The sequence below is a fragment of the Streptomyces sp. L2 genome (assembly GCF_004124325.1).
GTDB lineage: Bacteria > Actinomycetota > Actinomycetes > Streptomycetales > Streptomycetaceae > Streptomyces.
The window spans coordinates 7,479,116-7,502,617 of sequence record NZ_QBDT01000001.1 but is presented as its reverse complement, the minus strand read 5'-3'; the positions used below and the strand labels follow the sequence as shown (position 1 = coordinate 7,502,617).

Here is a 23,502-nt window from a genome sequence, read left to right as displayed (position 1 = left end):
GCGGCTGGGCGCCGGTCAGTTGTCCGGCGTGTACGGCACCTGCTCGGTCACGCCGGCGGGGACCTTGGCGTGCGGCGCGGGCCGGGTGGCCGCGGGGGCCTTGCGGTGCGCGGTCGCGGACGGGGCCGTGGCGGCGGCGGTGGACGGCAGGGTCAGGGTGAGCGTGCCGCCCGTGGTGGTGGTCCAGCCGGACGTCGCGCCGGCGTAGGCGGTGCCGAAGGCGTGCCCGGACTGGGTGGTGCCGCTGGGCATGGTGGCGGTGGCGGCGATGCCGGACGGTGCCTGGACGGTCACGGTGGCGCCGATGCGGTAGGCGGTGACCTGTCCGTTCTGTACGGCGGTGCGCCAGGTGGCGCGGCGCTGCAGTTCGGTGCCGATGTCCTTCATCCGCAGGTTGACCAGGGGGGTGCTGTCGGTGAACAGGGCGTCGTAGCCGTCGAGGACGCCGTCGAGCACCGGGTAGGCGAGGCGGCCCTCGGTGAGGTTGGACTGGTGGATGAAGTGCGGCTTGGGGTCGTTGGCCAGGACGTGGCCGAGGTCGATGCGGGTCTCCAGCGGCACGATGTAGTCCTGGTAGCCGGTGCTGGTGTCCAGCGGGGCCGGCAGGCAGGTGGTGGTGGCCGGGTTGTCCTCGCAGATGCCGCTGCCGCCCTGGGCGCGGCTGGTGTAGATCCAGTTGTACTCGTCGGCCTCCTCGCTCGCCGTGCCCGCGTTGTAGAAGACGTTCATGGGGTAGCGGGAGACGGTGGTGGCGGGGCCGACGACGCGCTGTTCGGGGTCGCGGGAGTTGTCCGAGGCGAGCCACTTGACGCCGTTGTCGGCGAGGGCGGGAGCCAGGTTCGGGTTGTCCTGGGGCTGCTGCGGGAGGATCTTCAGTCCGGAGTGCTCGCCGGTGACCAGTTCGTCGTCGTCCAGCGGCAGCCCGTTGAGGTGGCCCCAGACGCGGTTGGTGGCGATCTCGTTGTCGATGGCGCTACGGCTGACCCACTTGGTGCTGCCGTCGGGATTGGTCTCGCAGGTCCAGGGCACGACGGTGGTGTTCTGCTCGCACCCGAGGAACGCGTGCGTGTAGGTGTGGTTGACCCAGCGGAACTGGTTGCGGTCGGCGACGAGTTTGTCGGCGAGCTGATCGACGCCGTTGTTGTCGGAGCGCTGGTCGACACTGCCCGCGCCGTTGTAGACGAGGTCGAGGGTGAAGTGGTGGCTGCTCTGCCAGGCGGTGGCGTGGTCGACGTCGGCGGGGGTCATCCGGATCGGGCTGGGCGTGCCCTCGTCGTTGGTGCAGTCGACGTCGCCGGGCGTGCAGTTGAGCTTGGTGTCCCAGCGGTCGTCGGCGGCGAAGACGTCGTCGACGTGGACGGCGAAGTAGTTGCGGGCGGCGCCGAGGTGCACGCCGCCGGTCATCCACTCGACGATGCCGCGGGAGAGCAGCCGGAACTGCTCCTGGTACTGGTTGTAGACGAAGGTGACGACGAGTTCGCGCCGCCCGTCGTGCCGGTACTCGCCGACCAGGGAGCCCTGCTTGGTGGTGCCCGGGATGGGGGCCTGCACGTACGGAGTGAAGTCGGCGCCGGCGACGGACGTCGACAGATAGGCGTAACTCTCCCCCACGGTCGGCGAGTTGTCCTCGAACGGGACGGCGCCCTTCAGATAGCCGAAGGGGCCCGCCTCGCCGGCGGCGGTGACCTGGGCCTGGACGCCGTCGAGGCTGCCCGAGTAGCCGCCGTACACCGGGTACTGCAGTCCGGCCTCGGGGCGGGCGTAGGTGTAGGCGTCGACCTGCGGGACCGCGTAGGACCGCTCGTAGTCGGCGAGGGCGGTCATCTCGGCCGAACCGGCCGCGAACGGGTTGTCGTTGGGCAGGACGACGGCCTGGTACTTGGCGCGGGGCCGGCCGTCCACGGTGTCCGCGAGGAAGGCGGCGTCGATGGTGGGCCGGCCGGCCTGTGTCAGGTCGACCTTCGTGTACGGCGTTCCGGCCGTGTCGAGTTCGGCGGCGATGGCGTCGGTGGCCGGGCCGCCGTCGCTCACCAGCAGGACTCTGAGGTCGATACGCGGTGCCGTGATCTCGGCATGGGCCGGTCCGGCCTGCAGTCCGAGCGCGGCGATGAGCGCGCCCACCGTCAGGGCGGTGGTGCGAATGGTCCGCTTCATGCGGTGAAGTCCCCTCCCCGGGCAGGGGTGAGTACGGCTCGCATGGAGCGGACGCACCCCCTCGCGTGACGCCGGCGTCCCCCTCAGAGGCCGGTCGTCGACGCATCCGTCGCGTCACATGGTGATGTCCGTGTGGAGCTTTCGTGGGCGAGTTGAGAAACCTGACGGAAAAGTGCAGGTGACGAAATCGGTCCCGTGGGAACCGGTTCGGGCGTTTTTCCGTCGTCCCCTCGCCGGTGCGGCAGGTGGGCGGACAGTGCTGGTCCGCTGGTCCGGGCCGGGTACGGCGCACCGGCGGACCCTGGGGCCCGCCGGGCGGAGTGCCGGTGGTACAGACCACGCGGGGACGTGTCCTGAGGGGTGTTTCAGGTCACCGCCGGCACGGGGTCCCAGGCGCCGGTCAGGCGCACAGAACGCGGGTCTCGGGCGTGTAGACGGGCCCGCCGCTGGTGTTCGTGCTGTCGCTGAACTCGGCGTAGTAGTACGAGTAGAAGCCGATGTCGCCGTTGCAGCCGGAGTCGGCGGCGATCTGCAGCGTCAGGGTGACGGTGCGGCTCTGGCCGGGCGGGATGGTGGCGCCGTAGTCGCCGCCCAGGTTGGTGGGGCCGGTCCCGGTGCAGGGGGTGCTGCCGGCGGCCGCGGCCAGGCTGCAGCCGGTGAAGCTGTACTTCAGGTCCGGGCGCTGGGTGGTGAGCCAGGTCGGGTCGATGGTCTGGTACACGAACCAGATGTCGTAGGTCTTGTTGTTGGTGATGGTCATCGACAGGTTCACCGAGCCACCGGGCGTGGTGGTGGCGCTGCTCGTGGTGAAGGTCAGACCGGCCGGCGCGGGGTCGGCGCTGGCGGCGGGGGCCAGGCCGAACAGGGCCAGGGCGAGGGCGAGGACGGCGGTGAGACCGAGACGTCTCAGCAGAGGTGATCGCATGGCCCGGGAGGCTAGGCAGGGCGCGACGGCCCCGTCTGCCCCGCCGGTTGCGGTCCGCGCCGGAGTCGGCCGAAAGTGCGCGTACCGTGAAGTCCATGCGAAGGACCTGTGAGGGTCCCTTGCGGGCCGCATATGCGCACGCCACGGGCCAGGGGGCCGGAAGCCTTCCGTGCCCGGCCGAACTCCGGTGCCCGAAAAGGCAATTGGCGAGGACCATACCTGCCCGGAGGGGCGGAATACGGGCCACCGCTTGCCCGACGGCAGGATTCTCGGCCAACTGCCGTATTTCCGGCCGGGTTCCGCGACGGAACACCTGGAGGCCGTGGGGTCACGGCCGGTGAAGATGTTTCGCTCCCGCTTCTGGCCCACGGGACCTACCGGGCGGTATACAGAACCGGTCGAACGCGCGGGACCACCCCTCGGTGGCCGGTTCCGTGCGACGGAGCGGCCTCCGGGGGAGGATGCGATGGGTGACGGCACGCAGGCGGGGAGCGGGGCGAGAGGCCGGCGGCGGGCCGCCGCGCTGGGGGCCGCGCTGGGCGGCTGCGCCCTGGTGGCCGCGTCCACGACACCGGCCGCCGCGCACTCCGGACACGGGCAAGGACACGGCCACGGCCACGGCCGCGCCTTGTCGTACGTCGCGCTCGGGGACTCCTACACCTCGGGTCCCGGCATCCCGCGCCAGGTGGACGCCGGGTGCGTCCGCTCCGACCACAACTACCCCTCGCTGCTGGCGGCCGGGCCCGGGTTCGGCGCGTTCAAGGACGTCAGCTGCGGCGGCGCCACGACCGCCGAGATGTGGAAGGCGCAAGGAGACAACGGGCCCCAGCTCGACGCGGTGCGCCGGAACACCGACCTGGTGACGCTCCAGATCGGCGGCAACGACATCGGGTTCGGCACCATCATCGGCACCTGCGCGAAGCTCGCCGCGCAGGACCCGGCGGGCGACCCGTGCGAGCGGTCGTACAACGCCTCAGGCTACGACGCGCTGACGCTCGCCGTCCTGAAGACGGCACCCAAGGTGGCCGCGGTCCTGCGGGCGGTGCGCGCCCGGGCGCCGCACGCGCGCGTCCTCGTCGTCGGCTACCCGGACCTGCTCCCGGACGACGGTCACGGCTGCTTCCCGTCGGTGCCGTTCGCCCAGGGCGACTTCCCCTACCTCAGGGACACCGAGAAGCGGCTGAACCTGATGCTGCGCCTGGTCGCGGGCCTCAACCGGGCCGAGTACGTCGACACCTACGGTCCGACCGTCGGCCACGACATGTGCAAGGCGCCCGCCGACCGCTGGATCGAACCGCTGCAGCCGGCCTCCCCGGCGGCTCCGGCGCATCCCAACGCCAAGGGGGAGCAGGCGATGGCGCGGGCTGTCCTGGACCGGCCGGCACACGGCCGCGGCCACCGCCGCTGATCGGTACGGCGGCGCCGGGGCGGCCGGCTCGGGCGTCGCCGGCCCGGACCGTCCGGAAGGGCGGCCCGTGCGGCCTGCGCACGCCCGGACCGCCGCGGCGCCGTCAGTCGCCCAGCGCGGCCAGGACGACGGCCTTGGCCTCCTCCTGCACCCGGGCCAGGTGGTCCGGGCCGAGGAAGGACTCCGCGTACACCTTGTAGACGTCCTCGGTGCCCGAAGGGCGCGCCGCGAACCAGGCGTTGGCGGTGCTGACCTTGATGCCGCCGAGCGCGGCGCCGTTGCCGGGTGCCTCGGTGAGGACGGAGGTGACCGCCTCGCCCGCCAGGGTGTCGGCGGTGACCTGGGCCGGGGACAACTTCGCCAGCAGTGCCTTCTGTTCGCGGGTGGCGGGTGCGTCGACGCGGGCGTAGGCGGGCTCGCCGAAGCGGGCGGTCAGGCCGGCGTAGTGCTCGGACGGTGTCCTGCCGGTGACGGCCGTGATCTCGGAAGCGAGCAGGGCCAGGATGATGCCGTCCTTGTCGGTGGTCCACACCGAGCCGTCCCGGCGCAGGAAGGAGGCGCCGGCCGACTCCTCGCCGCCGAACCCTAGGGCGCCGTCGGCGAGTCCGTCCACGAACCACTTGAACCCGACGGGGACCTCGACGAGCCGGCGGCCGAGGTCGGCGGCGACCCGGTCGATCATCGAGGAGGAGACGAGGGTCTTGCCGACGCCGGCGCCGGCCGGCCACCGCTCGCGGTGCCGGTACAGGTAGGAGATGGCCACCGCGAGGTAGTGGTTGGGGTTCATCAGGCCGGCGTCCGGGGTGACGATGCCGTGCCGGTCGGCGTCGGCGTCGTTGCCGGTGGCGATGCGGAAGCGGTCGCGCTGCTCGATGAGGGAGGCCATCGCGTACGGCGAGGAGCAGTCCATGCGGATCTTGCCGTCCCAGTCCAGCGTCATGAACCGCCAGGTGGGGTCGGTGTACGGGTTGACCACGGTCAGGTCGAGGCAGTGCTGCTCGGCGATGCGGCCCCAGTAAGCGACGGAGGCGCCGCCGAGCGGGTCGGCGCCGATGCGCAGGCCCGCGGCGCGGACGGCGTCGAGCTCCAGGACGCTCGGCAGGTCGCCGACGTAGGTGCCGAGGAAGTCGTACCGCCCGGTGGTGGGCGCGGCGAGCGCGCGTGCGTACGGCACGCGCCGGACGTCCTTCAGGCCGCCGGTGATGATCTGGTTGGCGCGGTCCTGGATCCAGGCGGTGGCGTCGGAGGCGGCCGGGCCACCGCTCGGCGGGTTGTACTTGAAACCGCCGTCGGCGGGCGGATTGTGCGAGGGCGTGACGACGACGCCGTCGGCGAGGCCCATGGTGCGGCCCGCGTTGTGGGTCAGGATGGCGTGCGAGACGGCGGGCGTGGGCGTGTAGCCGTCGGCGCTGTCGACGAGCACGGTGACGTCGTTGGCCGCGAACACCTCCAGTGCGGTGACCTTCGCGGGCTCCGACAGGGCGTGGGTGTCGGCGCCCAGGAAGAGGGGGCCGTCGGTGCCCTGTGCGGCGCGGTACTCGCAGATGGCCTGGCTGGTGGCGGCGATGTGGTCCTCGTTGAAGGCACTCGCCAGGGACGACCCGCGGTGTCCCGAGGTGCCGAACGCCACCCGCTGGGCGGGGTCGGCCGGGTCGGGGTGCAGCGCGTAGTACGCGGTGACCAGCCGGGCCACGTCGACAAGGTCCTCGGGACCGGCCGGGCGGCCCGCTCGCTCCTGCGGCATGAGTCCGTTCCTCCGCATCGGTGTGATCGAACGCTCGCCGCCCATCTTCCTGGCCGGGGACTTGAGGCGCGAGTGCGCACCGCTGGGGCCGCACCGCCGACCGCTCGTCCTATGATCCGCTTCGCCCGTCGTCCTTCCCCCGCTCCGGCGTCCCCGCCCGTCGACAAGCAGGTTCCCGCGCCCGACACCGCTCCCAAGTCCCCCTGGGCCCTGGCCCGTTGCGCCCAGGCCGCCGTGGCCGCCGCGGCGGTGACCGACGTGTTCCGGGCGGTGGCGCTGCGGGCGCACCGGCTTCACCCCGACGCGGCGTCCCTACGGTCGTCGGGGCGGGCGTCGATGGTCTTCGTGGACGTGATGACGCTGGCGATCGTGCTGTTCCTGGTCTGGTTCGTCCGGCTGCGGCGGACGGCGGAGCGGCTGTCCCCGGGCGCCGTGCGGAGCTCCACCGCGTGGGCGGTGTGGTCCTGGCTGGTCCCCGTGGCGAACTTCTGGGCCCCGCGCCGCCTCGTGCTGGAAGTTCACCGCGCGAGCGGGTCCGGGACCCCGGAGCAGCTCAGGCGCGACGTCGCCCTGGTCAACGTCTGGTGGGCGGCCTGGGTGGGGCACGTGCTGGTCGGGGCGGTGGCGTCCCTGGGGACGTCGCTGGTGCTCCTCGTTGTCGTGGAGGCGCTGGAACTCGCCGCCGGGGCCCTGGCGATCGTCGTGGTCCAGCGGTTGACGGTCCGGCAGACGGCCGGGGGGCACGGCGTGGCGCCGATGGTGGTGCCGTGCCCCGCGGAGCGGCCGCGGCATCTCTGATTCAGCCGATGTGGTACGGGTCGCCGTAGACCTTCCAGTCGAGGGGGGTGTTCAGGTCGAGGTTGCCCTTGCGCAGGAAGACGCGTTGCTCGGTGTCGACCCTGCTGGTGTCGCTGTGGGCCTCCTCCTGCTTCATGGCCCATACGCGGGCGTCCAGGAAGGCGCCCAGGTATGTCGTCTCGTCGCCGCCCTGGGCCGGGGGCTTGGCGTGGCGCAGGGCCCGCTTGCGGATGCTGCCGAAGCTGGTGGGGTCGTCGCCGTCGCCGTGCATGACGATGGCGTCGTAGTAGGCGAACTGGCCGAGGGCGCGCAGCCCGTCCGCCTTGCCCTGCTTGACCGCGGGGTTGAAGTAGACGCGGTCGCGCTCGTCGTTCTGCGCCTGCTGGAACGCGCTGTCCTGGGCGGCCTTGCGCCAGTCCCGGGGGAAGTCCGGGTCGAGGCCGTCGTGCGAGTCGCTGCCGTTGACCCGGCGCAGGGCGGGCAGGTACTTCGCGAGGACGTTGCCGGGCTTGCGGTCGGTGTAACGCTGGACGAGTTCGAGCATGTCGCCGGTGCCGGAGCAGAAGCCGATGATGCCGGCGGTGTAGCCGCGTCCGTCGCCGATGTCCTCGATGTACTTGTACTGGGCCTTCCAGTCGAGCGAGGAGTTCTCCGCGCTCGACACCAGCTTCATGGCGATCTCCTTCTTCGCCGGGTCGTCCAGGCCCGGCGCGGCCGCGGACGCCGAGCCGCCGCCGTGCCAGACGCCGATCACGGCGCCGGTGGCGGCGGCCCCGAGCAGCGCGACGGCGCTGCGGCGGGAGATGCGGGAGGGGGCGGCCGCGTCGCGGCGTATCTGCACCACAGGGACTCCAAGTGGGGGTGGGGGGTGGGAGGTTACCGAAGAGTCGTGGACTGCATCGACTAGTAGGAAAGTTTCCTATCAGAAGTGCAGGGCGTCGATAACCCGCGTGCCGCAGGTTCGTAGGATCCGACGAGCCCGATTCAGAAGCCGCACCGCTCAATGCCATGCGGGGCAGCGGTTGGACTTACCAATCCTGGTAACGCAGGGTGGACGAGCCCCTCGCACCTCGGGGCACCCCTACGGCACCACCCGGAGACGACCCGATGAACCACGTCGCGGACCCCGCTCGCTACGACGGCACCATGCGCTACCGGCGCACCGGCCGCTCGGGACTGGACCTCCCGCTCCTGTCCCTGGGCTACTGGCACAACTTCGGCGACGACCGCCCCTTCGAGACCCAGCGCGAGATCGCGCTGCGCGCCTTCGACCTCGGGATCACCCATCACGACCTGGCGAACAACTACGGGCCGCCGTACGGCGCGGCCGAGATCAACTTCGGGCGGCTGCTCAAGCAGGACCTCGCGCCCTACCGGGACGAGCTGATCGTCTCCACCAAGGCCGGCTGGGACATGTGGCCCGGCCCCTACGGGCAGGGCGGCGGCTCGCGCAAGTACGTGCTCGCCTCGCTCGACCAGTCGCTGCGCCGCATGGGCGTGGACTACGTCGACATCTTCTACTCGCACCGGCTGGACGCGACCACGCCGCTGGAGGAGACGATGGGCGCGCTCGACACGGCCGTGCGCCAGGGCAAGGCCCTGTACGTCGGCATCTCCTCCTACGACGCCGAGCGCACCCGGCAGGCCGCCGCGATCCTGCGCGACCTCGGCACCCCGATGCTCATCCACCAGCCGTCATACAGCATGCTCAACCGCTGGATCGAGACCGACGGTCTGCTGGACGCGGCCGCGGAGGAGGGTTTCGGCGTCATCGGGTTCACGGCGCTCGCCCAGGGGCTCCTGACGGGCCGCTACCTCGACGGCGTGCCGCGGGACTCGCGGGCCGCGCAGGGCACGTCGTTCGACGCCGCGTGGCTGACGGACGACATGCTGCGCCGGCTGCGCGCGCTCGACGACATCGCCGCCCGGCGCGGGCAGACCCTGGCCCAGATGGCGCTCGCCTGGGCCCTGCGGGACGAGCGCGTCACCTCCCTGGTCATCGGCGCCTCGCGCACCGAACAGCTGGAGCAGAACGTCGCGTCGCTGAAGAACCTCGACTTCAGCGACGAGGAACTCGCCGAGATCGACACCCACGCGACGGACGGCGGAGTCGACCTGTGGCGCGAGGCCCGGCTGGGCACGCTCGGCTGAGGCAGTCGGCCCTCGTGAGCTGTGGCACTCAGTGACACAGGACACTGACGTATCGGGAAATTCGGACATACTAGAACTCATTCGGACCGCGACTGCCCCGCGACTTCAAGGAGCCGCTCACCGCATGCCGTACGGAGCCCCCGACCACCCCGTCCTGCTCCCCCACCCCGACCTGGGCCTGGCCCGCGGCTGTGAGCACTGCCTCGGCTGGGGAACGGTCGTCACCCGCGACGGGGAGCACGCCCTGTGCCACATCTGCCAGCCGGACCCCGGCAACGACGAGGGAACCACGGGCTCCGCCCCTTCCTCGGCGGCGTGACCCCTTCGCACCACGGCACCCGGTGCCCGACCGCCCCCCGCGGGCGCTCGGCACCGGGTGCCGCGCGTCGCGCGACCGGCCGCGCCCGGCCGGCGTCGTACCGTTGACCCATGGCCGCCCCTCCCCTGCCGGGCTTCCTGGCCCATCTGGCGCCGCTGCTCGGCCACTACGGCTACCTGGCCGTCGGGGTCGTGGTCTTCGTGGAGGACTTCGGGGTGCCGGCCCCGGGCGAGACCATCCTGCTGGCCGCCGGCGTCTACGCCGGAGCGGGGCGGCTGAACATCGTGGCCGTGGCGGTCATCGCCTTCGTCGCGGCCGTCGCCGGGGACAACATCGGCTATCTGATCGGCCACCACGGCGGGCGCGCCTTCGTCCACCGCTGGGGCAAGTACGTGTTCCTCACGCCGAAGCGCTTCCAGGCCACCGAGGAGTTCTTCGACCGGCACGGCGGCAAGGTCGTCACGGCGGCCCGGTTCATCGAGGGCCTGCGCCAGGCCAACGGCATCATCGCCGGCACCACGGGCATGCGCTGGCGCCGCTTCCTCGCCTTCAACGCGCTCGGCGCGGCGCTCTGGGTCGGCGCCTGGTCGACCCTCGCCTACTTCGCCGGCAGCCACCTGACCGCCATCTACGACGAGATCACCCGCTATCAGGTCTACGTCCTCGTCGCCCTCGGCGTCCTGGTCGCGGCCCTCGTCGTACGGCACGTCGTACGACGGCGACGCGAGCGCTGAGTCTCGTTTGGGCCGGGGCGGCCGGGCGCCGGGGCCGGTCGTCAGGAGGAGCGGGCGGTGCGCCGGGTGGGCCGGTCCTTCGGCGACGGGTCCGGGGCGTCGCCGTCGGCCCGCTCGTGGCCGCCGCGCAGCGCGGAGGCCAGCGCGGCGATCAGCGCCATACCGGCGGCGACCCCGAAGACGATGGTCAGGCCGTGGTGGAACGGCCCGGAGACCAGCTCGGGGAAGAACGTGTGACCGGTCAGGGTGGCCCGCTGGGCGTCGGTCAGCCGGTCCAGCGTGCCGCCGCCGGAGAGCAGGTGGCCGATGGGGTTGTTGCCGAGGAACGTGGCGAACAGGGTGCTGACCGGCGGCAGCGAGGCCGCCTGGTGCGCGGTGGCGGCGGGCACCCCGTGGGCCTGGAGCCCGCTGCTGAGCGTCGACGGCAGGGAACTGGCGAGTCCGGAGACCATCAGGGAGAAGAAGACGCCGATGGACAGCGCGGTGCCCGAGTTCTGGAAGGTGGAGCGCATCCCGGAGGCGACACCCCGGTACCGGGCCGGCACGCTGCCCATGATGGACGAGGTGTTCGGCGAGGAGAACATGCCCTGGCCCAGCCCGCTCAGCACGAGCAGCGCGGCGAACGTGCCGTAGTCGAAGTCGACGGGCAGCGCGAGCAGGCCGACGAAGGACCCGGCGACCAGGAGCAGGCCGGTCGTGGAGAACAGACGGGCGCCGAACCGGTCCGACAGGTAGCCGGAGACCGGCCCGGCGACCAGGAACCCGACCGTCAGCGGCAGCATGAAGATGCCGGCCCACAGCGGGGTGTCCTCGAAGTCGTAGCCGTGCAGCGGCAGCCAGATGCCCTGCAGCCAGATGATCAGCATGAACTGCAGGCCGCCGCGGGCGATCGCGGTCAGCAGGGCGGCCAGGTTGCCCGCGGCGAACGCCCGCACCCGGAACAGGGAGAGCCGGAACATGGGCTCGGCGACCCGGCTCTCGATCACACAGAACGCCAGCAGCAGGACGGCGCCGCCGATCAGGCCGGACAGCACCCAGGGGTTGGTCCAGCCGGTGGCGTGACCGCCGTAGGGCTGGATGCCGTAGGTGATGCCGGCGAGGAGCACGCCGGCGCCCGTGGCGAAGGTGACGTTGCCGAGCCAGTCGATCCGGCCGCGCCCGCCGGCGGCGGTCTCCCTGAGACTCAGGTACGACCAGATGGTGCCGGACACACTGACCGGGACACTCACCCAGAACACCGCGCGCCAGTCGACCGCGGCGAGCAGCCCGCCCGCCAGCAGCCCGAGGAACTGCCCGGCGAGCGCGGTGATCTGGTTGACGCCGAGCGCCATGCCGCGCTGCCGGGCCGGGAACGCGTCGGTGAGGATCGCGGCCGAGTTGGCCGTGAGCATCGACCCGCCGAACGCCTGCACCATGCGCCACAGGATCAGCCACAGCGCGCCCGCCCCGGCCCGGAAGGGATCGAGGGAGAGCGCGACCGAGGCGCAGGCGAAGACCAGGAAGCCGAGGTTGTAGATCCGCACCCGGCCGAACATGTCCCCGAGCCGGCCGAGCACGACGACCAGCACGGCGGACACCAGCAGATAGCCGAGGATCATCCACAGCAGGTAGCCGATGTTGCCGGCGGCCAGCGGGTCGAGGCCGATGCCGCGGAAGATCGCCGGCAGGGAGATGATCACGATGGAGGCGTCCATCGTGGCGATGAGGACGCCCAGCGTGGTGTTGGACAGGGCGACCCACTTGTAGTGGGGTCCCGGCGGCGTCTCGCGGTGCCGGGCGGAGCGGGCGAACAGCCCGGCACGCCGGCCGTCCCCGGCCGGGGACGCGCCGGAGGGCGCGGAGGCGCGGCCGTTCACAGCTGTTCCGCCAATCGGTCGAGCAGGGGAAGGGCGTCCTGGAGGGTCCTCAGTTCCCTCGGGGTGAACTCGTCGAGAGCCCGGGCGAGGCGGCCGACCGACTCCGAGCGGCGCTCCTCCAGCATGGTCCGGCCCTCGTCGGTGATCGACACGATGGCCCGGCGGCCGTCGGTGGCGTCGGGGCTACGGCGGACCAGCCCGCGGTGTTCGAGGCCGGCGAGCGTCGTCGCCATGGCCTGAGGCCTGACCCGCTCCAGGTCGGCGAGCGAGCCGGGCGAGTCCGGTCCGGCGCCGGCCAGGCGGGCCAGCACCGAGACACCGGAGAGGGTCACGTCACCCACGGCGTGCGCGCGGCGCAGCCGGCGGGTGATCCGGGCGACGGCCAGCCGCAGGGCCGCGGCGAGGGCGGCCGTGTCCTGCCCCTCGGCATCCCGTCCCTCGGCCGCGTCGTTCGCGGGATTCCGTTCCAGGTCCATGATTACTAACAATAGGTTTATCAGTCTGGACTGTTCAACCAAGGTTGAGTAATCCACGGGACGCCTGCGTCCGGGCCGGCGGGTGCCTCGCGTTTGGGTGCCGCCACGGTGGACAACCGGACAGCACCACACGCCGAACGAGGTTGGGAGTGACACCCATGGCTGGCAACCAGAAGGCCAAGGCCAAGGCGGAGCAGGCCAAGGGCAGGATGAAGGAGGCCGCGGGCCGCGCCGTCGGCAACGAGAGCATGGAGGCCGAGGGCCGGATGAAGGGCGCCGAGGGCGATGCCCGTCAGGCCAAGGAGAAGGCCAAGGACACGTTCAAGCACTGAACCGGCGCCGAGCCGAAGGGGCGGGTCCGGACCTGGTGGTCCGGACCCGCCCCTTCGTCCGTGCGCTTCGTCCGTGAGCGCGGGTTCGTGCGCGAGCGCGGGCGCCGGGCTCTCAGCCCTCCGCCAGGAGTTCGCCCCGCAGCCGGGTCAGCAGGCGCGACAACAGCCGGGAGACGTGCATCTGGGAGACGCCGAGGCGTTCGCCGATCTCGGCCTGGGTGCGCTCCTCGACGAACCTGAGGTGCAGTATGTGCCGGTCCCGCTCGCCCAGCCGGGCGATCAGCGGAGCCAGCGCGTGGAAGTCCTCGACGAGCTCCAGGGCGGTGTCCTCGGCGCCGATGAAGTCGGCCAGGACGCTCTCGCCGTCCTCGCCGGAGCCGAGCGTGGCGTCCAGGGACGAGGAGGTGTAGGCGTTGCGCGCGAGCTGCGCCTCGACGACCTCCTCCTCGGACAGGCTCATCAGCTGCGCCAGTTCCGCCACGGTGGGCGTCCGGTCCAGGCGGCTGGAGAGCTCCTCCGTGGCGCGGGCGAGCTGCACCCGGGCCTCCTGCAGGCGCCGGGGGACGTGGACGGCCCAGGAGGTGTCCCGGAAGAACCGCTTGATCTCGCCCACGATGTAGGGGATCGCGAAGGAGGTGAACTCCACCTCGCGGGTCACCTCGAACCGGTCGATCGCCTTGATCAGCCCGATCACGCCGACCTGGACGATGTCCTCCGTCTCCGCCGGGCCCCGGCTGCGGAACCGCGCCGCGGCGAACCGCACCAGGGAGATGTTCATCTCGATCAGCGTGTTGCGGGCGTCCTGGTGCTCGTGCGTGCCCTCTTCCAGCTCCGCCAGCCTGCGCAGGAAGAGGCGGGTCAGCTCGCGGGCATCCTGCGGGGCGACCTGCGAGGGATCGGCGACCTCCGGCAGCCCGGCCCCCGCGGGCTCGGCACCGAGCGCCGGCTCCGGTCGTGCGGGCTCGCATCGTGCGGGCTCGGGTCGTGCGCGCTCGCATCGTGCGGGCTCGGAGGTCCCCGGCAGCCGCGCCGTCCTCGTCCGCTCCGTCGCCGTCACGCTCGCCGTCATGCCGAGTCCCTCCCGAAGTCGCCGGCGGCGGGTCCGCCGACTCCGCTGCGGTTACCCCGGGTTCGGGCCGTCATGCCCTCCGTGCACGAACCCCGGCCGCCGAAGCCCCCTGCCGCGGTCGCTGACCAGGCGTTCACGCGCAACCGGTGGATTCCTGTCCGGCGGCCCCTTGTTCGCGGCCGAAACGGGTAGCCGGGACGGGGACGGCACCACGATCCAGAGGCACAGGAAGGGGCCCATGGACATCCCTCTCGGGGCCAGAGCGACGGTGCGGCCGCGCCCCGCGCTCCTGCGCCAAAGCCTCAACTGGGACTACGGTCCGCCCTGCCTCGCCGAGGCGCGGAACGCCGTACGGGCGCTCCTCGCGCGCGCGGAACCCGCGCCCGGGCGACGGGCCGTCCAGGACGCCCAGCTCGTCGTCAGCGAACTCGTCACGAACGCGATCCGGCACGCCCCCGGTCCCGGGACGCTCCGGCTGGAGCTGGCCCCCGACGCGGCGACGCTGCGGATCAGCGTCATCGACACCTCGACCGACCCACCGCTCCCCCGGCCCCCGGACCCGGGGCGCGTGGGCGGCCACGGCCTGCGCCTGGTGACCCTGCTCAGCACCGGGCTGCGGACCACCCCCGTGCCCGGCGGGAAGCGGGTCACCGCCACGGTCGCCCTGACCGACGGGCCCGCCTGAGCCCCCGTCGGCGCGCGGGCCGTTTCGGACGCGCGGAAGGCGGGCACCCGTGCCAGGCTCGTCACAGGCGCGCTCGCGTACGCCGCTGCCGGTTTCCGAGGAGGTGACGGCATGACCCCGGACAACACGTCGGCCGGCGCGCACGCCGTGCACGAGAACCTGTTCTCCGGTCCGCAGCCGGACGTGGCCGGCGCCGCCGGCTATCCGGACGCCCCGCCCAGGGTCGGCTTCTTCACCGACACCTCCGTGTGCATCGGCTGCAAGGCGTGCGAGGTGGCCTGCAAGGAGTGGAACGCCGTCCCGGAGGACGGCCTCGAACTGACCGGCATGTCCTACGACAACACGCAGGGACTCGGCGCCGACACCTGGCGGCACGTGGCCTTCATCGAGCAGCGCAAGCCGCTCGGCGGCCAGGAACCCGGTCTCGGCCACGAGAGCGTCGACGTCTTCGCCGCCGCCGCCCGGCTCGGCACAGACACCGCAGCGCCCGCGCCGGCGCCGGCGCCCGAGAACGAGGTGATCTCCCCCGTCTCCCCCGACGGCCGCACCGAGCTGCGCTGGCTGATGGCCTCCGACGTGTGCAAGCACTGCACGCACGCGGCCTGCCTCGACGTGTGTCCCACGGGCGCGCTGTTCCGCACGGAGTTCGGCACGGTCGTCGTCCAGGAGGACATCTGCAACGGGTGCGGCTACTGCGTGCCCGCCTGTCCCTACGGCGTCATCGACCAGCGCGAGGACGACGGCCGGGTGTGGAAGTGCACCCTGTGCTACGACCGCCTGGGCGCCGGCATGGAGCCGGCCTGCGCCAAGGCCTGCCCGACCGAGTCCATCCAGTTCGGCCCGCTGGACGAGCTGCGGGAACGTGCGGCGGCCCGGGTCGCGCAGCTGCACGCCGCCGGGGTGACCGACGCCCGCCTGTACGGGGAGGACCCGGAGGACGGGGTCGGCGGCGACGGCGCGTTCTTCCTGCTGCTGGACGAGCCCGAGGTCTACGGCCTGCCGCCGGACCCGGTGGTCACCACCCGCGACCTGCCCGACATGTGGCGGCACGCCGCCCTGGCCGCCGTCTCGCTCGCCGCCCTCGCGGTGGCCGGCTTCGCGAAGAGGCCGGGGCGGGGACGCTGACGGGACGGCCGACGACACGATGAGGAGGCCGCGATGACCGGATCGGACGTCACCCGGGACGGGCTGCGGGGCGCGCGGCCGGGGCGGGAGGCCGTCACCGGCGCGCAGCCGGGCCGCCACCGGCGCCGTCGCGGGCGCGGGCGTGGGCGCGGCGAGCAGTCGATGGTGCCGGACGCCGAGTTCTCGTCGTACTACGGCAAACCGGTCCTCAACAAGCCGACCTGGGAGCCGTTGGACATCGCCGGATACCTGTATCTCGGCGGTCTCGCCGGGGCGTCCTCGCTGCTGGCCGCCGGGTCTGCCGTGACGGGGCGGCCGGCGCTCGCGCGGACGGCGAAGCTGGGCGCGGCCGGGGCCATCTCGCTGTCGCTGGCCGCGCTCGTGCACGACCTCGGGCGCCCGGCCCGCTTCATGAACATGCTGCGGGTCCTCAAGCCCACCTCACCGATGAGCGTGGGCTCCTGGCTGCTCGCGGGCTACGCGCCGCTGACGCTGGCCGCCGCGGCCACCGACGTCGCGGGCCGGTACCGGCTCGTCGGCTCGGCGGCGACCGCGGGGGCCGCCGCGCTCGGCCCGGCGGTGGCGACGTACACCGCGGTGCTGCTGTCGGACACGGCCGTGCCGTCCTGGCACGAGGGGTACCGGCAGCTGCCGTTCGTGTTCGCGGGGTCCGCGGCGAGCGCGGCGGCGGGTCTGGCGCTGGTGTGCGCGCCGACGGCCCAGGCGGGGCCCGCCCGGCGTACGGCGGTGCTGGGCGCCGGACTGGAGCTGGGTGCGTTTAACCTGATGAAGCGGCGTATCGGGCTCGCCGCGGAGCCGTACGAGCAGGGCAGGCCGCACGTGCTGCTGCGGGCGGCGGAGGCTCTGACGGTGGCCGGTGCGGCGCTGTCGGTCCTGTCCGGGCGGCGGCGCGACCGGCGGCTCGCCGTGGCGGCCGGTACCGCGCTGCTGACCGGATCGGCGGCGCTGCGGTTCGGCGTGTTCCACGCCGGGGTGGCCTCGGCCGAGGACCCCGCCTACACGGTCGTACCGCAGCGGGAGCGGCGCGCGAGGGCCGAGGGCGGGACCGGCGCCGGCTGACGAACAGGACGCCAGTGGGCCGAGTGCCGGTGGGACATGTGCCGGTCCTTCCCGTCCGTCCGTGGGCGCCCGGACCGTTCGCGGGGTGGTGCGCCCCTGACGCGTGGGGGGTGACGGACGGGGAGGACCGGTGTCGTGGCGGGCGCGGGCCCTCTCGTGGCCGTCCGCGCGCGCCGGCCGAGGTGCTCAGCGCACGGAGTTCACCTTGTGCAGGGCCTTGGCGAGGCCGTTGGCCCACAGCTGGTCGACGCGGGCGCGTTCGTTGGCGTCCGGGTAGCGGTTGGTGCAGGACGGGCCGGGACCGCCGCCCGACATCAGTTCGCTGCACGGGCCGCTGTAGTCGTCGGGCAGGCCCAGCACGTGCCCGGTCTCGTGCGCGGCGACGCGGATCGAGTCGTACTCCTGGTTCTGCTGGTAGTCGAGGAAGATGTAGCCGCGGCCGTGGCCGTCCGTGGAGGCGTACGAGCCCTGCGGGTCGCTGCCCTCGTAGTAGGCGAAGTCGGCGCCGCCGGAGCTCTCCTGGAGGCGGACGTTGGACACGGAGCTGTTCCAGATGGAGGCGGCGCTCGATATCTGGGAGCGGAAGCTCGGGGCCTGGGAGTCGTCGTAGTAGACGGTGACGGACTGCAGGCCCGGGTGGGCCGCCTGCTTCTTGGCGACCGACTTCAGGACGGCCTGGAAGAACGCCTTGGTGTCGGCGGAGTTCTCGTGGGCGCCTGTGAAGTGGGCGGCCCGGGCGGCCGGCTGCGCGGTGTGGGCGCTCGCGGGGACCACGGTGCCCAGGGAGGCGAACGCCAGGCCGACGCCGAGCGCCAGCAGTCTCCGGGAGGTCTTCGCGGCCGGGGAGGTCGTACGGGACGACGTCATGTGGGGGGCTCCTACTCGTTCGTGTGGGGTGGTGAACGATGAGTCGCCCCCGAGTCTCGGGCAGTTGAACGGCGAGCGGATGATGGCAACTGGGGATAGGGCGAGGCTATCGGCGGCCAACTCGTGCGGTTCCGTTCGGATTTGAACATCTGGCGTGGGCCCCGCCGACCGCCCTACGCTCCCGCCATGGAGTTCGAGGTGAGGCATCTGCGGGTGCTGTGCGCCATCGCCGACGCGGGCAGCCTGCACAAGGCGGCGCGTGAACTCGGCATGGCCCAGCCGTCGTTGAGCACCCAGTTGCGCCGCATCGAGCAGGCGCTGGGCGGCCGGCTGTTCACCCGGGACCGCGCGGGCTGCCGTCCGACTCCGCTGGGGCACGTCGTGGTCAGCCGGGCCCGGCCCCTGGTCGCCGAACTCGCCGCGCTGGTCACGGAGACGAGGGCGGCGGCGGCCCGGGCGGCGGGGGGACCCCGGCTGCGCATCGGCGCCACGGCGAGCCGGGCGCTGCCGGGCTGGCTGCGCCGGCTGCGCGGGCGCTCGCCCCGGACGGAGCCGACCCTCCAGATGGACGTGTCGGCGAACGCCCTGCTGGGGCTGGTCGCCGAGGGCCGGCTCGACATGGCGTTCGTGCACGAGGTGGAGGGCAGCCCGCTGCGCGTCCCGGCGGGGCTGTGCCTGCGGGTGCTGGTGGAGCGTGAGCCGCAGTTCGTCACCCTGGCCTCGGACCATCCCGCGGCGCGGCGGCCCGAGGTGCGACTCGCCGACCTCGCCGGTGACCGGTGGATGATCGACTCCACGGTCGACGGGGAGTGGGACGGGCTGTGCCGGGTGCTGCGCGCGGCCGGGATCGAGCCCGACCTGCTGCACGGGGACTACCTCACCGCGTTCTCGCTGGCCGCCATCGGCGAGGTCGTCACGGTCAGCCAGCCGACCACCCGGCCCCGCTCCGACCTCGCGGTCCGCCCGCTGCGGGGTGACCCGATCGGCGTACGGCTGCTGCTCGCGGCCCGGACAGAGGCCGAGCTGGACGACGGGTACGCCGAGCTGGAGGAGGCGTACTGGGAGGCGGCCCGCCAGGCCCCGGCGTACCGCACGTGGCTGGAGCGGGCCCGCGCGGCGGAGCCGGCCCGAGCCCTCGGGGCCCGCGGCGCGCATGTCGCGCCCGAGGGGACGCGCGGCGGGCCGCTCTCGGGCCGGGTGCCGGCGCCGGGCGCGCCGCGCCGGACCGCGGGAGCGCAGGGCATGGTCCGCTCCTGACCGGCCCTCGTGCGCCCCGGCTCCCGCGCGGAGCGCGTCCGGTCCTGGCCCGCGTCTGTCTGGTCCGGCCGTCACGGGTCTGTCCCGTCCGGCCGTCCGGCGCTGTTTGGTCCGGCTTCGCGCGGGTACTCCGCCGCTCGCGGATGCCGCCTGCGCGGGGCCGCGGGAGACTGGGCACAGCGAGCGGAGGGAGCGGGACGTGGGTGTGCGCACCTGGATCGACTCCTGGCCGGTCTACCGCCAGCTCACCGGGACCGACCCGCTCGGGCGGGGCGCGGCGGCCAAGAGCGGGCGCAGCGAGCGGCTGGAACCCCGGGTCGCCACGGCCGACCGGGTGGTGAAGTCCGTCTGCCCGTACTGCGCGGTGGGCTGCGGCCAGAACGTCTACGTCGAAGGCGGCAAGGTCACCCAGATCGAGGGCGACCCGGACTCCCCCGTCTCGCGCGGGCGGCTCTGCCCCAAGGGCTCGGCCGGCCTGCAGCTGACCACGGGTGACGCCCGCGAGCACCAGGTGCTGTACCGGCGCCCGCACGGCACCGAGTGGGAGCGGCTGGACCTGGACACGGCGATGGACATGATCGCCGAGCGGGTGATCGAGGCGCGGCGGGCCGGCTGGCAGTGGGAGGTCGACGAGACCCGGACCCGGCGCACGCTGGGCATCGCGAGCCTCGGCGGGGCCACGCTCGACAACGAAGAGAACTACCTGATCAAGAAGCTGTTCACCGCGCTGGGTGCGATCCAGATCGAGAACCAGGCGCGTGTTTGACACTCCTCCACCGTTCCCAGTCTGGGAACCTCGTTCGGGCGCGGCGGCGCGACCACCTTCCAGCAGGACCTGCAAAACTCTGACTGTGTCGTCATCCAGGGTTCGAACATGGCCGAGTGCCATCCGGTCGGGTTCCAGTGGGTCATGGAGGCGAAGGCGCGCGGCGCGAAGCTGATCCACGTCGACCCGCGGTTCACCCGGACCAGCGCGCTCGCCGACGTGCACGTGCCGCTGCGCGCGGGCTCGGACATCGCGTTCCTCGGCGGGATCATCAACTACGTCCTGAGCGAGGAGAAGTACTTCCGCGACTACGTGGTGGCCTACAGCAACGCGCCGGTCGTCCTGCGGGAGGACTTCCAGGACACCGAGGACCTGGACGGCGTGTTCTCCGGCCTGGACCCCGACGGCCGCTCGTACGACAACAGCAGCTGGCAGTACGAGGGCACCGAGATGCAGGCGGCGTCGGGCCAGCGTGACCAGGAGTACGACAAGCGCACCGGCGGCGGGAAGTCGGTCACCGAGGCGGCGGGCGGCGAGTCGCACGGCTCCGGCGGCGCTGACATCGGCGAGGGCGACTTCGAACGCGACGAGACGCTGACCCACCCGCGCTGCGTCTTCCAGGTCCTCAAGCGGCACTACGCCCGCTACACGCCCGAGCTGGTCGAGCAGATCTGCGGGGTGCCGCCGGAGCTGTTCCGGCAGGTGTGCGAGCTGGTGACGGAGAACTCCGGGCGCGAGCGGACGACGGCGTTCGCCTACGCGGTGGGCTGGACCCAGCACACGGTGGGCGTGCAGTACATCCGCGCGGCGGCCGTGCTGCAGACCCTGCTCGGCAACATCGGCCGGCCCGGCGGCGGGATCATGGCGCTGCGCGGGCACGCCTCCATCCAGGGGTCGACGGACATCCCGACCCTGTTCAACCTGCTGCCCGGCTACATCCCGATGCCGCACGCGCACAAGCAGGAGGACCTGGACGCCTTCGTGCGCGCGGAGGCGGCCCGCAAGGGCTACTGGGGCAACATGCGCGCCTACCTGGTGAGCCTGCTCAAGGCGTACTGGGGGGAGGCGGCGACGGCCGGGAACGACTTCTGCTTCGACTACCTGCCCCGGCTGACCGGCTCCCACTCCGCCTACGAGATCGCCATGGCGCAGTTGGACGGCGACTGCAAGGGCTACTTCCTCGTCGGGGAGAACCCGGCGGTCGGCAACGCCAACTCCAAGCTGATGCGCCTCGGCATGGCCAACCTGGACTGGCTGGTCGTACGGGACTTCTCGCTGATCGAGTCGGCGACCTGGTGGAAGGACGGCCCGGAGATCGAGACCGGGGAGCTGCGCACCGAGGACATCGGCACCGAGGTGTTCTTCCTGCCGGCCGCCGCGCACACGGAGAAGGACGGCAGCTTCACCAACACCCAGCGGCTGCTGCAGTGGCACCACCAGGCCGTGGAGCCGCCAGGTGAGGCGCGTAGCGATCTGTGGTTCACCTACCACCTGGGGCGGATCGTGCGGGAAATGCTGGCCGGGTCCGCCGACGAGATGGACCGCCCGGTGCTCGATCTCACCTGGGACTATCCGACGAAGGGCGCGCTCGCCGAGCCGGACGCGGAGGCCGTGCTCGCGGAGATCAACGGCCACGACGCCGACGGCGCGCCGCTGTCGTCGTACGAGCAGCTGGAGACCGACGGCTCCACCTCGTGCGGCTGCTGGATCTACTGCGGGGTCTACGCCGACGGCGTCAACCAGGCCGCCCGCCGCAAGCCGGGCCGGGAGCAGAGCTGGGTGGCGCCCGAGTGGGCGTGGGCCTGGCCGGCCAACCGGCGCATCCTGTACAACCGCGCCTCGGCCGACCCGGACGGCAAGCCGTGGAGCGAGCGGAAGGCGCTGGTGTGGTGGGACCCGGACGAGGGCGAGCACGGCGAGTGGACCGGGCACGACGTGCCCGACTTCAAGAAGGACAAGTCGCCCGACGCCGAGCCGCCCGAGGACGCCACCGGCCCCGAGGCGCTGACCGGCCGGGACCCGTTCATCATGCAGGCGGACGGCAAGGCCTGGTTGTACGTGCCGTCCGGGCTGGCGGACGGGCCGCTGCCGACGCACTACGAGCCACAGGACTCGCCGTTCCGGAACCTGCTCTACGGCCAGCAGCGCAATCCGGTGCGGCAGGTGCTGCCGGCGCGGCCGGACAACCGCTACCAGCCCAGCGCCGGTGAGCCGGGCGCGGAGGTGTTCCCGTACGTGGCGACCACCTACCGGCTGACCGAGCACCACACGGCGGGCGGGATGTCCCGCTGGCAGCCGTACCTCGCCGAGCTGCAGCCGGAGTTCTTCTGCGAGGTGTCGCCCGAGCTGGCCGCCGAGCGGGGCCTGGAGCACACCGGCTGGGCGACGATCGTCAGTGCCCGGGGCGTCATCGAGGCGCGTGTCCTGGTCACCGACCGGGTGGCGCCGCTGACGGTGCACGGGCGGACCCTGCACCAGGTGGGCCTGCCCTACCACTGGGGCCCCAACGGCTACACCACCGGCGACGCGGCCAACGAGCTGCTGCACCTGTCCCTGGATCCCAACACCCACATCCAGGAGGCCAAGGCGTTCACCGTCGACATCCGGCCCGGCCGCCGCCCCCGGGGCCCGGCGTCGGTGGAACTGGTCCGCGCCTACCGGGCCCGGGCCGGCATCGACGAACACACCGGCACGGAAATGTGAGCAGGGCCTCTCGGGCCTACCGGAGCACGAGCGAGTGTTCCCCGAGCGGCACCAGTTCCCCCACCACCGGCGCGCCCGGCACCTCGCCGGCCACCAGCAGCCCGCCGGAGGTCTGGGCGTCGGCCAGGAGCAGCCGGGTGTCGTCGTCCGTGGTCGCGAAGTCGGTGAACGGGGCCACCCACTCCAGATTGCGCCGGGTGCCGCCGGGCACGTAACCGTCCCGTACGGCTTCCCGGGCGCCGTCGAGGAGGGGCACGGCGGCGGTGTCCAGGACGGCGGTCACGCCGGAGGCGCGGGCCAGCTTGTGCAGGTGGCCGAGGAGGCCGAAGCCGGTGATGTCGGTGGCGCAGCGGGCGCCCGCGGCGAGGGCGGCGGCGCAGGCGTCCCGGTTGAGGGCCGTCATGGTGGCGATCGCCTCCTGGAAGCGTTCTCCGGTGGCCTTGTGACGGTTGTTCAGCACGCCGAGGCCCAGCGGTTTGGTCAGCGACAGCGGCAGTCCGGGCCGGCCGGCGTCGTTGCGCAGCAGCCGGCCGGCGTCGGCGATCCCGGTGACGGCCATGCCGTACTTGGGTTCCGGGTCGTCCACGCTGTGCCCGCCGCCGACGTGGCAGCCGGCCTCGGCGGCGACGTCCAGGCCGCCACGCAGCACCTCGCGGGCCAGGTCGAACGGCAGCCGGTCGCGGGGCCAGGCGAGCAGGTTGACGGCGAGGACGGGGCTGCCGCCCATCGCGTACACGTCGGACAGGGCGTTGGCGGCGGCGATGCGCCCCCAGTCGTAGGGATCGTCCACGACCGGGGTGAAGAAGTCGGCGGTGGACAGCACGGCGGTGCGGCTGGGCCCGGGGAGGGCGACGGCGGCCGCGTCGTCGCCGGTGGCGAGCCCGACCAGCAGCGGCGCGTTGCCCCCGCCCCCCGGTGCGGCGAGACCGCTGACCACGTCCTCCAGTTCACCGGGCGGGATCTTGCAGGCGCAGCCGCCGCCGTGCGCGAACTGCGTGAGGCGGACGGGCGCTTGGCGGGTCGGTGTCATACCGGTCTCCTGGGGCAGTAGCC

The 23,502-nt window shown here is 72.8% G+C and carries 20 protein-coding genes; 11 read left to right on the top strand and 9 right to left on the bottom strand.

Features of this window, described 5'->3' with window-relative positions:
- Window positions 1-15 precede the first annotated feature (15 nt).
- A complete protein-coding gene (locus DBP14_RS33555) occupies window positions 16-2,154 on the bottom strand; it encodes a hypothetical protein (protein ID WP_129311387.1) in 2,139 nt (712 codons plus the stop codon).
- Window positions 2,155-2,554: 400 nt separating this feature from the next.
- Window positions 2,555-3,079 carry a hypothetical protein gene (locus DBP14_RS33550; RefSeq protein ID WP_129311386.1) on the bottom strand — a complete coding sequence of 175 codons (525 nt, stop codon included), beginning with the start codon at window positions 3,077-3,079 and terminating at the stop codon, window positions 2,555-2,557.
- Window positions 3,080-3,545: 466 nt separating this feature from the next.
- Here DBP14_RS33550 and DBP14_RS33545 point away from each other — a divergent pair, with 466 nt between their 5' ends.
- On the top strand, window positions 3,546-4,487 hold the full coding sequence (locus DBP14_RS33545; RefSeq protein WP_129311385.1) for an SGNH/GDSL hydrolase family protein: 942 nt from the start codon (window positions 3,546-3,548) through the stop codon (window positions 4,485-4,487).
- 103 nt (window positions 4,488-4,590) lie between these two features.
- On the opposite strand, the gene pgm is transcribed toward DBP14_RS33545, so the two are convergent.
- Window positions 4,591-6,231: a phosphoglucomutase (alpha-D-glucose-1,6-bisphosphate-dependent) gene (pgm, locus tag DBP14_RS33540; protein WP_129311384.1), complete on the bottom strand. Its 1,641-nt coding sequence runs from the start codon at window positions 6,229-6,231 to the stop codon at window positions 4,591-4,593.
- Window positions 6,232-6,342: 111 nt separating this feature from the next.
- Between pgm and DBP14_RS33535 the strand changes: the two genes are divergently transcribed.
- Window positions 6,343-7,029 (top strand): DUF4328 domain-containing protein, encoded by a 687-nt coding sequence (locus DBP14_RS33535; RefSeq protein WP_129311383.1) that lies wholly within the window; start codon window positions 6,343-6,345, stop codon window positions 7,027-7,029.
- 1 nt (window position 7,030) lies between these two features.
- On the opposite strand, the gene DBP14_RS33530 is transcribed toward DBP14_RS33535, so the two are convergent.
- Window positions 7,031-7,873 (bottom strand): chitosanase, encoded by an 843-nt coding sequence (locus DBP14_RS33530; RefSeq protein ID WP_129311382.1) that lies wholly within the window; start codon window positions 7,871-7,873, stop codon window positions 7,031-7,033.
- Between the two features lie 263 nt (window positions 7,874-8,136).
- Between DBP14_RS33530 and mgrA the strand changes: the two genes are divergently transcribed.
- The 3 genes from mgrA to DBP14_RS33515 all read left to right on the top strand — a co-directional run bounded on the left by mgrA (window position 8,137) and on the right by DBP14_RS33515 (window position 10,233).
- Entirely contained in the window at window positions 8,137-9,180 is a 1,044-nt protein-coding gene (mgrA, locus tag DBP14_RS33525; RefSeq protein WP_129311381.1) for an L-glyceraldehyde 3-phosphate reductase, read from the top strand.
- A gap of 124 nt (window positions 9,181-9,304) precedes the next feature.
- Window positions 9,305-9,499 (top strand): hypothetical protein, encoded by a 195-nt coding sequence (locus DBP14_RS33520; RefSeq protein ID WP_129311380.1) that lies wholly within the window; start codon window positions 9,305-9,307, stop codon window positions 9,497-9,499.
- A gap of 110 nt (window positions 9,500-9,609) precedes the next feature.
- Window positions 9,610-10,233: a DedA family protein gene (locus DBP14_RS33515; protein WP_129311379.1), complete on the top strand. Its 624-nt coding sequence runs from the start codon at window positions 9,610-9,612 to the stop codon at window positions 10,231-10,233.
- 41 nt (window positions 10,234-10,274) lie between these two features.
- Here DBP14_RS33515 and DBP14_RS33510 read toward each other — a convergent pair whose 3' ends face one another.
- Both DBP14_RS33510 and DBP14_RS33505 read right to left on the bottom strand, forming a co-directional pair.
- The gene (locus tag DBP14_RS33510) at window positions 10,275-12,026 is read right to left on the bottom strand and encodes an MFS transporter (protein WP_129312221.1); all 1,752 of its coding nucleotides are present in this window, start codon (window positions 12,024-12,026) and stop codon (window positions 10,275-10,277) included.
- 59 nt (window positions 12,027-12,085) lie between these two features.
- Window positions 12,086-12,565, bottom strand: coding sequence for a MarR family transcriptional regulator (locus tag DBP14_RS33505; RefSeq protein WP_129311378.1), 480 nt, complete (start codon window positions 12,563-12,565; stop codon window positions 12,086-12,088).
- Window positions 12,566-12,723: 158 nt separating this feature from the next.
- Between DBP14_RS33505 and DBP14_RS33500 the strand changes: the two genes are divergently transcribed.
- On the top strand, window positions 12,724-12,897 hold the full coding sequence (locus DBP14_RS33500; RefSeq protein ID WP_129311377.1) for a CsbD family protein: 174 nt from the start codon (window positions 12,724-12,726) through the stop codon (window positions 12,895-12,897).
- A 112-nt stretch (window positions 12,898-13,009) separates the two neighbouring features.
- On the opposite strand, the gene DBP14_RS33495 is transcribed toward DBP14_RS33500, so the two are convergent.
- Complete coding sequence (locus tag DBP14_RS33495; protein ID WP_129311376.1) at window positions 13,010-13,966, bottom strand: SigB/SigF/SigG family RNA polymerase sigma factor; 957 nt, start codon at window positions 13,964-13,966, stop codon at window positions 13,010-13,012.
- A gap of 238 nt (window positions 13,967-14,204) precedes the next feature.
- Between DBP14_RS33495 and DBP14_RS33490 the strand changes: the two genes are divergently transcribed.
- From DBP14_RS33490 to nrfD, 3 genes are all read left to right on the top strand, one after another.
- Entirely contained in the window at window positions 14,205-14,651 is a 447-nt protein-coding gene (locus DBP14_RS33490) for an ATP-binding protein (protein ID WP_129311375.1), read from the top strand.
- Window positions 14,652-14,762: 111 nt separating this feature from the next.
- Window positions 14,763-15,776 carry a 4Fe-4S dicluster domain-containing protein gene (locus DBP14_RS33485; protein WP_129311374.1) on the top strand — a complete coding sequence of 338 codons (1,014 nt, stop codon included), beginning with the start codon at window positions 14,763-14,765 and terminating at the stop codon, window positions 15,774-15,776.
- 33 nt (window positions 15,777-15,809) lie between these two features.
- A complete protein-coding gene (gene nrfD, locus DBP14_RS33480; protein WP_206739399.1) occupies window positions 15,810-16,856 on the top strand; it encodes an NrfD/PsrC family molybdoenzyme membrane anchor subunit in 1,047 nt (348 codons plus the stop codon).
- Window positions 16,857-17,042: 186 nt separating this feature from the next.
- Here the strand turns inward: nrfD and snpA are convergent, their stop codons facing one another.
- The gene (snpA, locus tag DBP14_RS33475; RefSeq protein ID WP_129311373.1) at window positions 17,043-17,723 is read right to left on the bottom strand and encodes a snapalysin; all 681 of its coding nucleotides are present in this window, start codon (window positions 17,721-17,723) and stop codon (window positions 17,043-17,045) included.
- Window positions 17,724-17,909: 186 nt separating this feature from the next.
- Between snpA and DBP14_RS33470 the strand changes: the two genes are divergently transcribed.
- Window positions 17,910-18,980, top strand: a complete 1,071-nt coding sequence (locus DBP14_RS33470) for a LysR family transcriptional regulator (protein WP_129311372.1) — start codon at window positions 17,910-17,912, stop codon at window positions 18,978-18,980.
- A 199-nt stretch (window positions 18,981-19,179) separates the two neighbouring features.
- Window positions 19,180-22,449, top strand: coding sequence for a formate dehydrogenase (gene fdh / locus DBP14_RS33460; protein ID WP_164992461.1), 3,270 nt, complete (start codon window positions 19,180-19,182; stop codon window positions 22,447-22,449).
- A 16-nt stretch (window positions 22,450-22,465) separates the two neighbouring features.
- Here the strand turns inward: fdh and selD are convergent, their stop codons facing one another.
- Window positions 22,466-23,479, bottom strand: coding sequence for a selenide, water dikinase SelD (gene selD / locus DBP14_RS33455; protein WP_129311369.1), 1,014 nt, complete (start codon window positions 23,477-23,479; stop codon window positions 22,466-22,468).
- Window positions 23,480-23,502 lie beyond the last annotated feature (23 nt).

Bases quoted from the DNA above. Each gene is read 5' to 3' on its own strand.
- snpA (WP_129311373.1), bottom strand. From the start codon at position 17,723: ATGACGTCGTCCCGTACGACCTCCCCGGCCGCGAAGACCTCCCGGAGA.
- DBP14_RS33515 (WP_129311379.1), top strand. From the start codon at position 9,610: ATGGCCGCCCCTCCCCTGCCGGGCTTCCTGGCCCATCTGGCGCCGCTG.
- DBP14_RS33490 (WP_129311375.1), top strand. From the start codon at position 14,205: ATGGACATCCCTCTCGGGGCCAGAGCGACGGTGCGGCCGCGCCCCGCG.
- DBP14_RS33550 (WP_129311386.1), bottom strand. From the start codon at position 3,079: ATGCGATCACCTCTGCTGAGACGTCTCGGTCTCACCGCCGTCCTCGCC.
- DBP14_RS33505 (WP_129311378.1), bottom strand. From the start codon at position 12,565: ATGGACCTGGAACGGAATCCCGCGAACGACGCGGCCGAGGGACGGGAT.
- DBP14_RS33500 (WP_129311377.1), top strand. From the start codon at position 12,724: ATGGCTGGCAACCAGAAGGCCAAGGCCAAGGCGGAGCAGGCCAAGGGC.
- selD (WP_129311369.1), bottom strand. From the start codon at position 23,479: ATGACACCGACCCGCCAAGCGCCCGTCCGCCTCACGCAGTTCGCGCAC.
- DBP14_RS33520 (WP_129311380.1), top strand. From the start codon at position 9,305: ATGCCGTACGGAGCCCCCGACCACCCCGTCCTGCTCCCCCACCCCGAC.
- DBP14_RS33470 (WP_129311372.1), top strand. From the start codon at position 17,910: ATGGAGTTCGAGGTGAGGCATCTGCGGGTGCTGTGCGCCATCGCCGAC.
- DBP14_RS33485 (WP_129311374.1), top strand. From the start codon at position 14,763: ATGACCCCGGACAACACGTCGGCCGGCGCGCACGCCGTGCACGAGAAC.
- nrfD (WP_206739399.1), top strand. From the start codon at position 15,810: ATGACCGGATCGGACGTCACCCGGGACGGGCTGCGGGGCGCGCGGCCG.
- DBP14_RS33545 (WP_129311385.1), top strand. From the start codon at position 3,546: ATGGGTGACGGCACGCAGGCGGGGAGCGGGGCGAGAGGCCGGCGGCGG.
- DBP14_RS33555 (WP_129311387.1), bottom strand. From the start codon at position 2,154: ATGAAGCGGACCATTCGCACCACCGCCCTGACGGTGGGCGCGCTCATC.
- DBP14_RS33495 (WP_129311376.1), bottom strand. From the start codon at position 13,966: ATGACGGCGAGCGTGACGGCGACGGAGCGGACGAGGACGGCGCGGCTG.
- pgm (WP_129311384.1), bottom strand. From the start codon at position 6,231: ATGCCGCAGGAGCGAGCGGGCCGCCCGGCCGGTCCCGAGGACCTTGTC.
- DBP14_RS33535 (WP_129311383.1), top strand. From the start codon at position 6,343: ATGATCCGCTTCGCCCGTCGTCCTTCCCCCGCTCCGGCGTCCCCGCCC.
- mgrA (WP_129311381.1), top strand. From the start codon at position 8,137: ATGAACCACGTCGCGGACCCCGCTCGCTACGACGGCACCATGCGCTAC.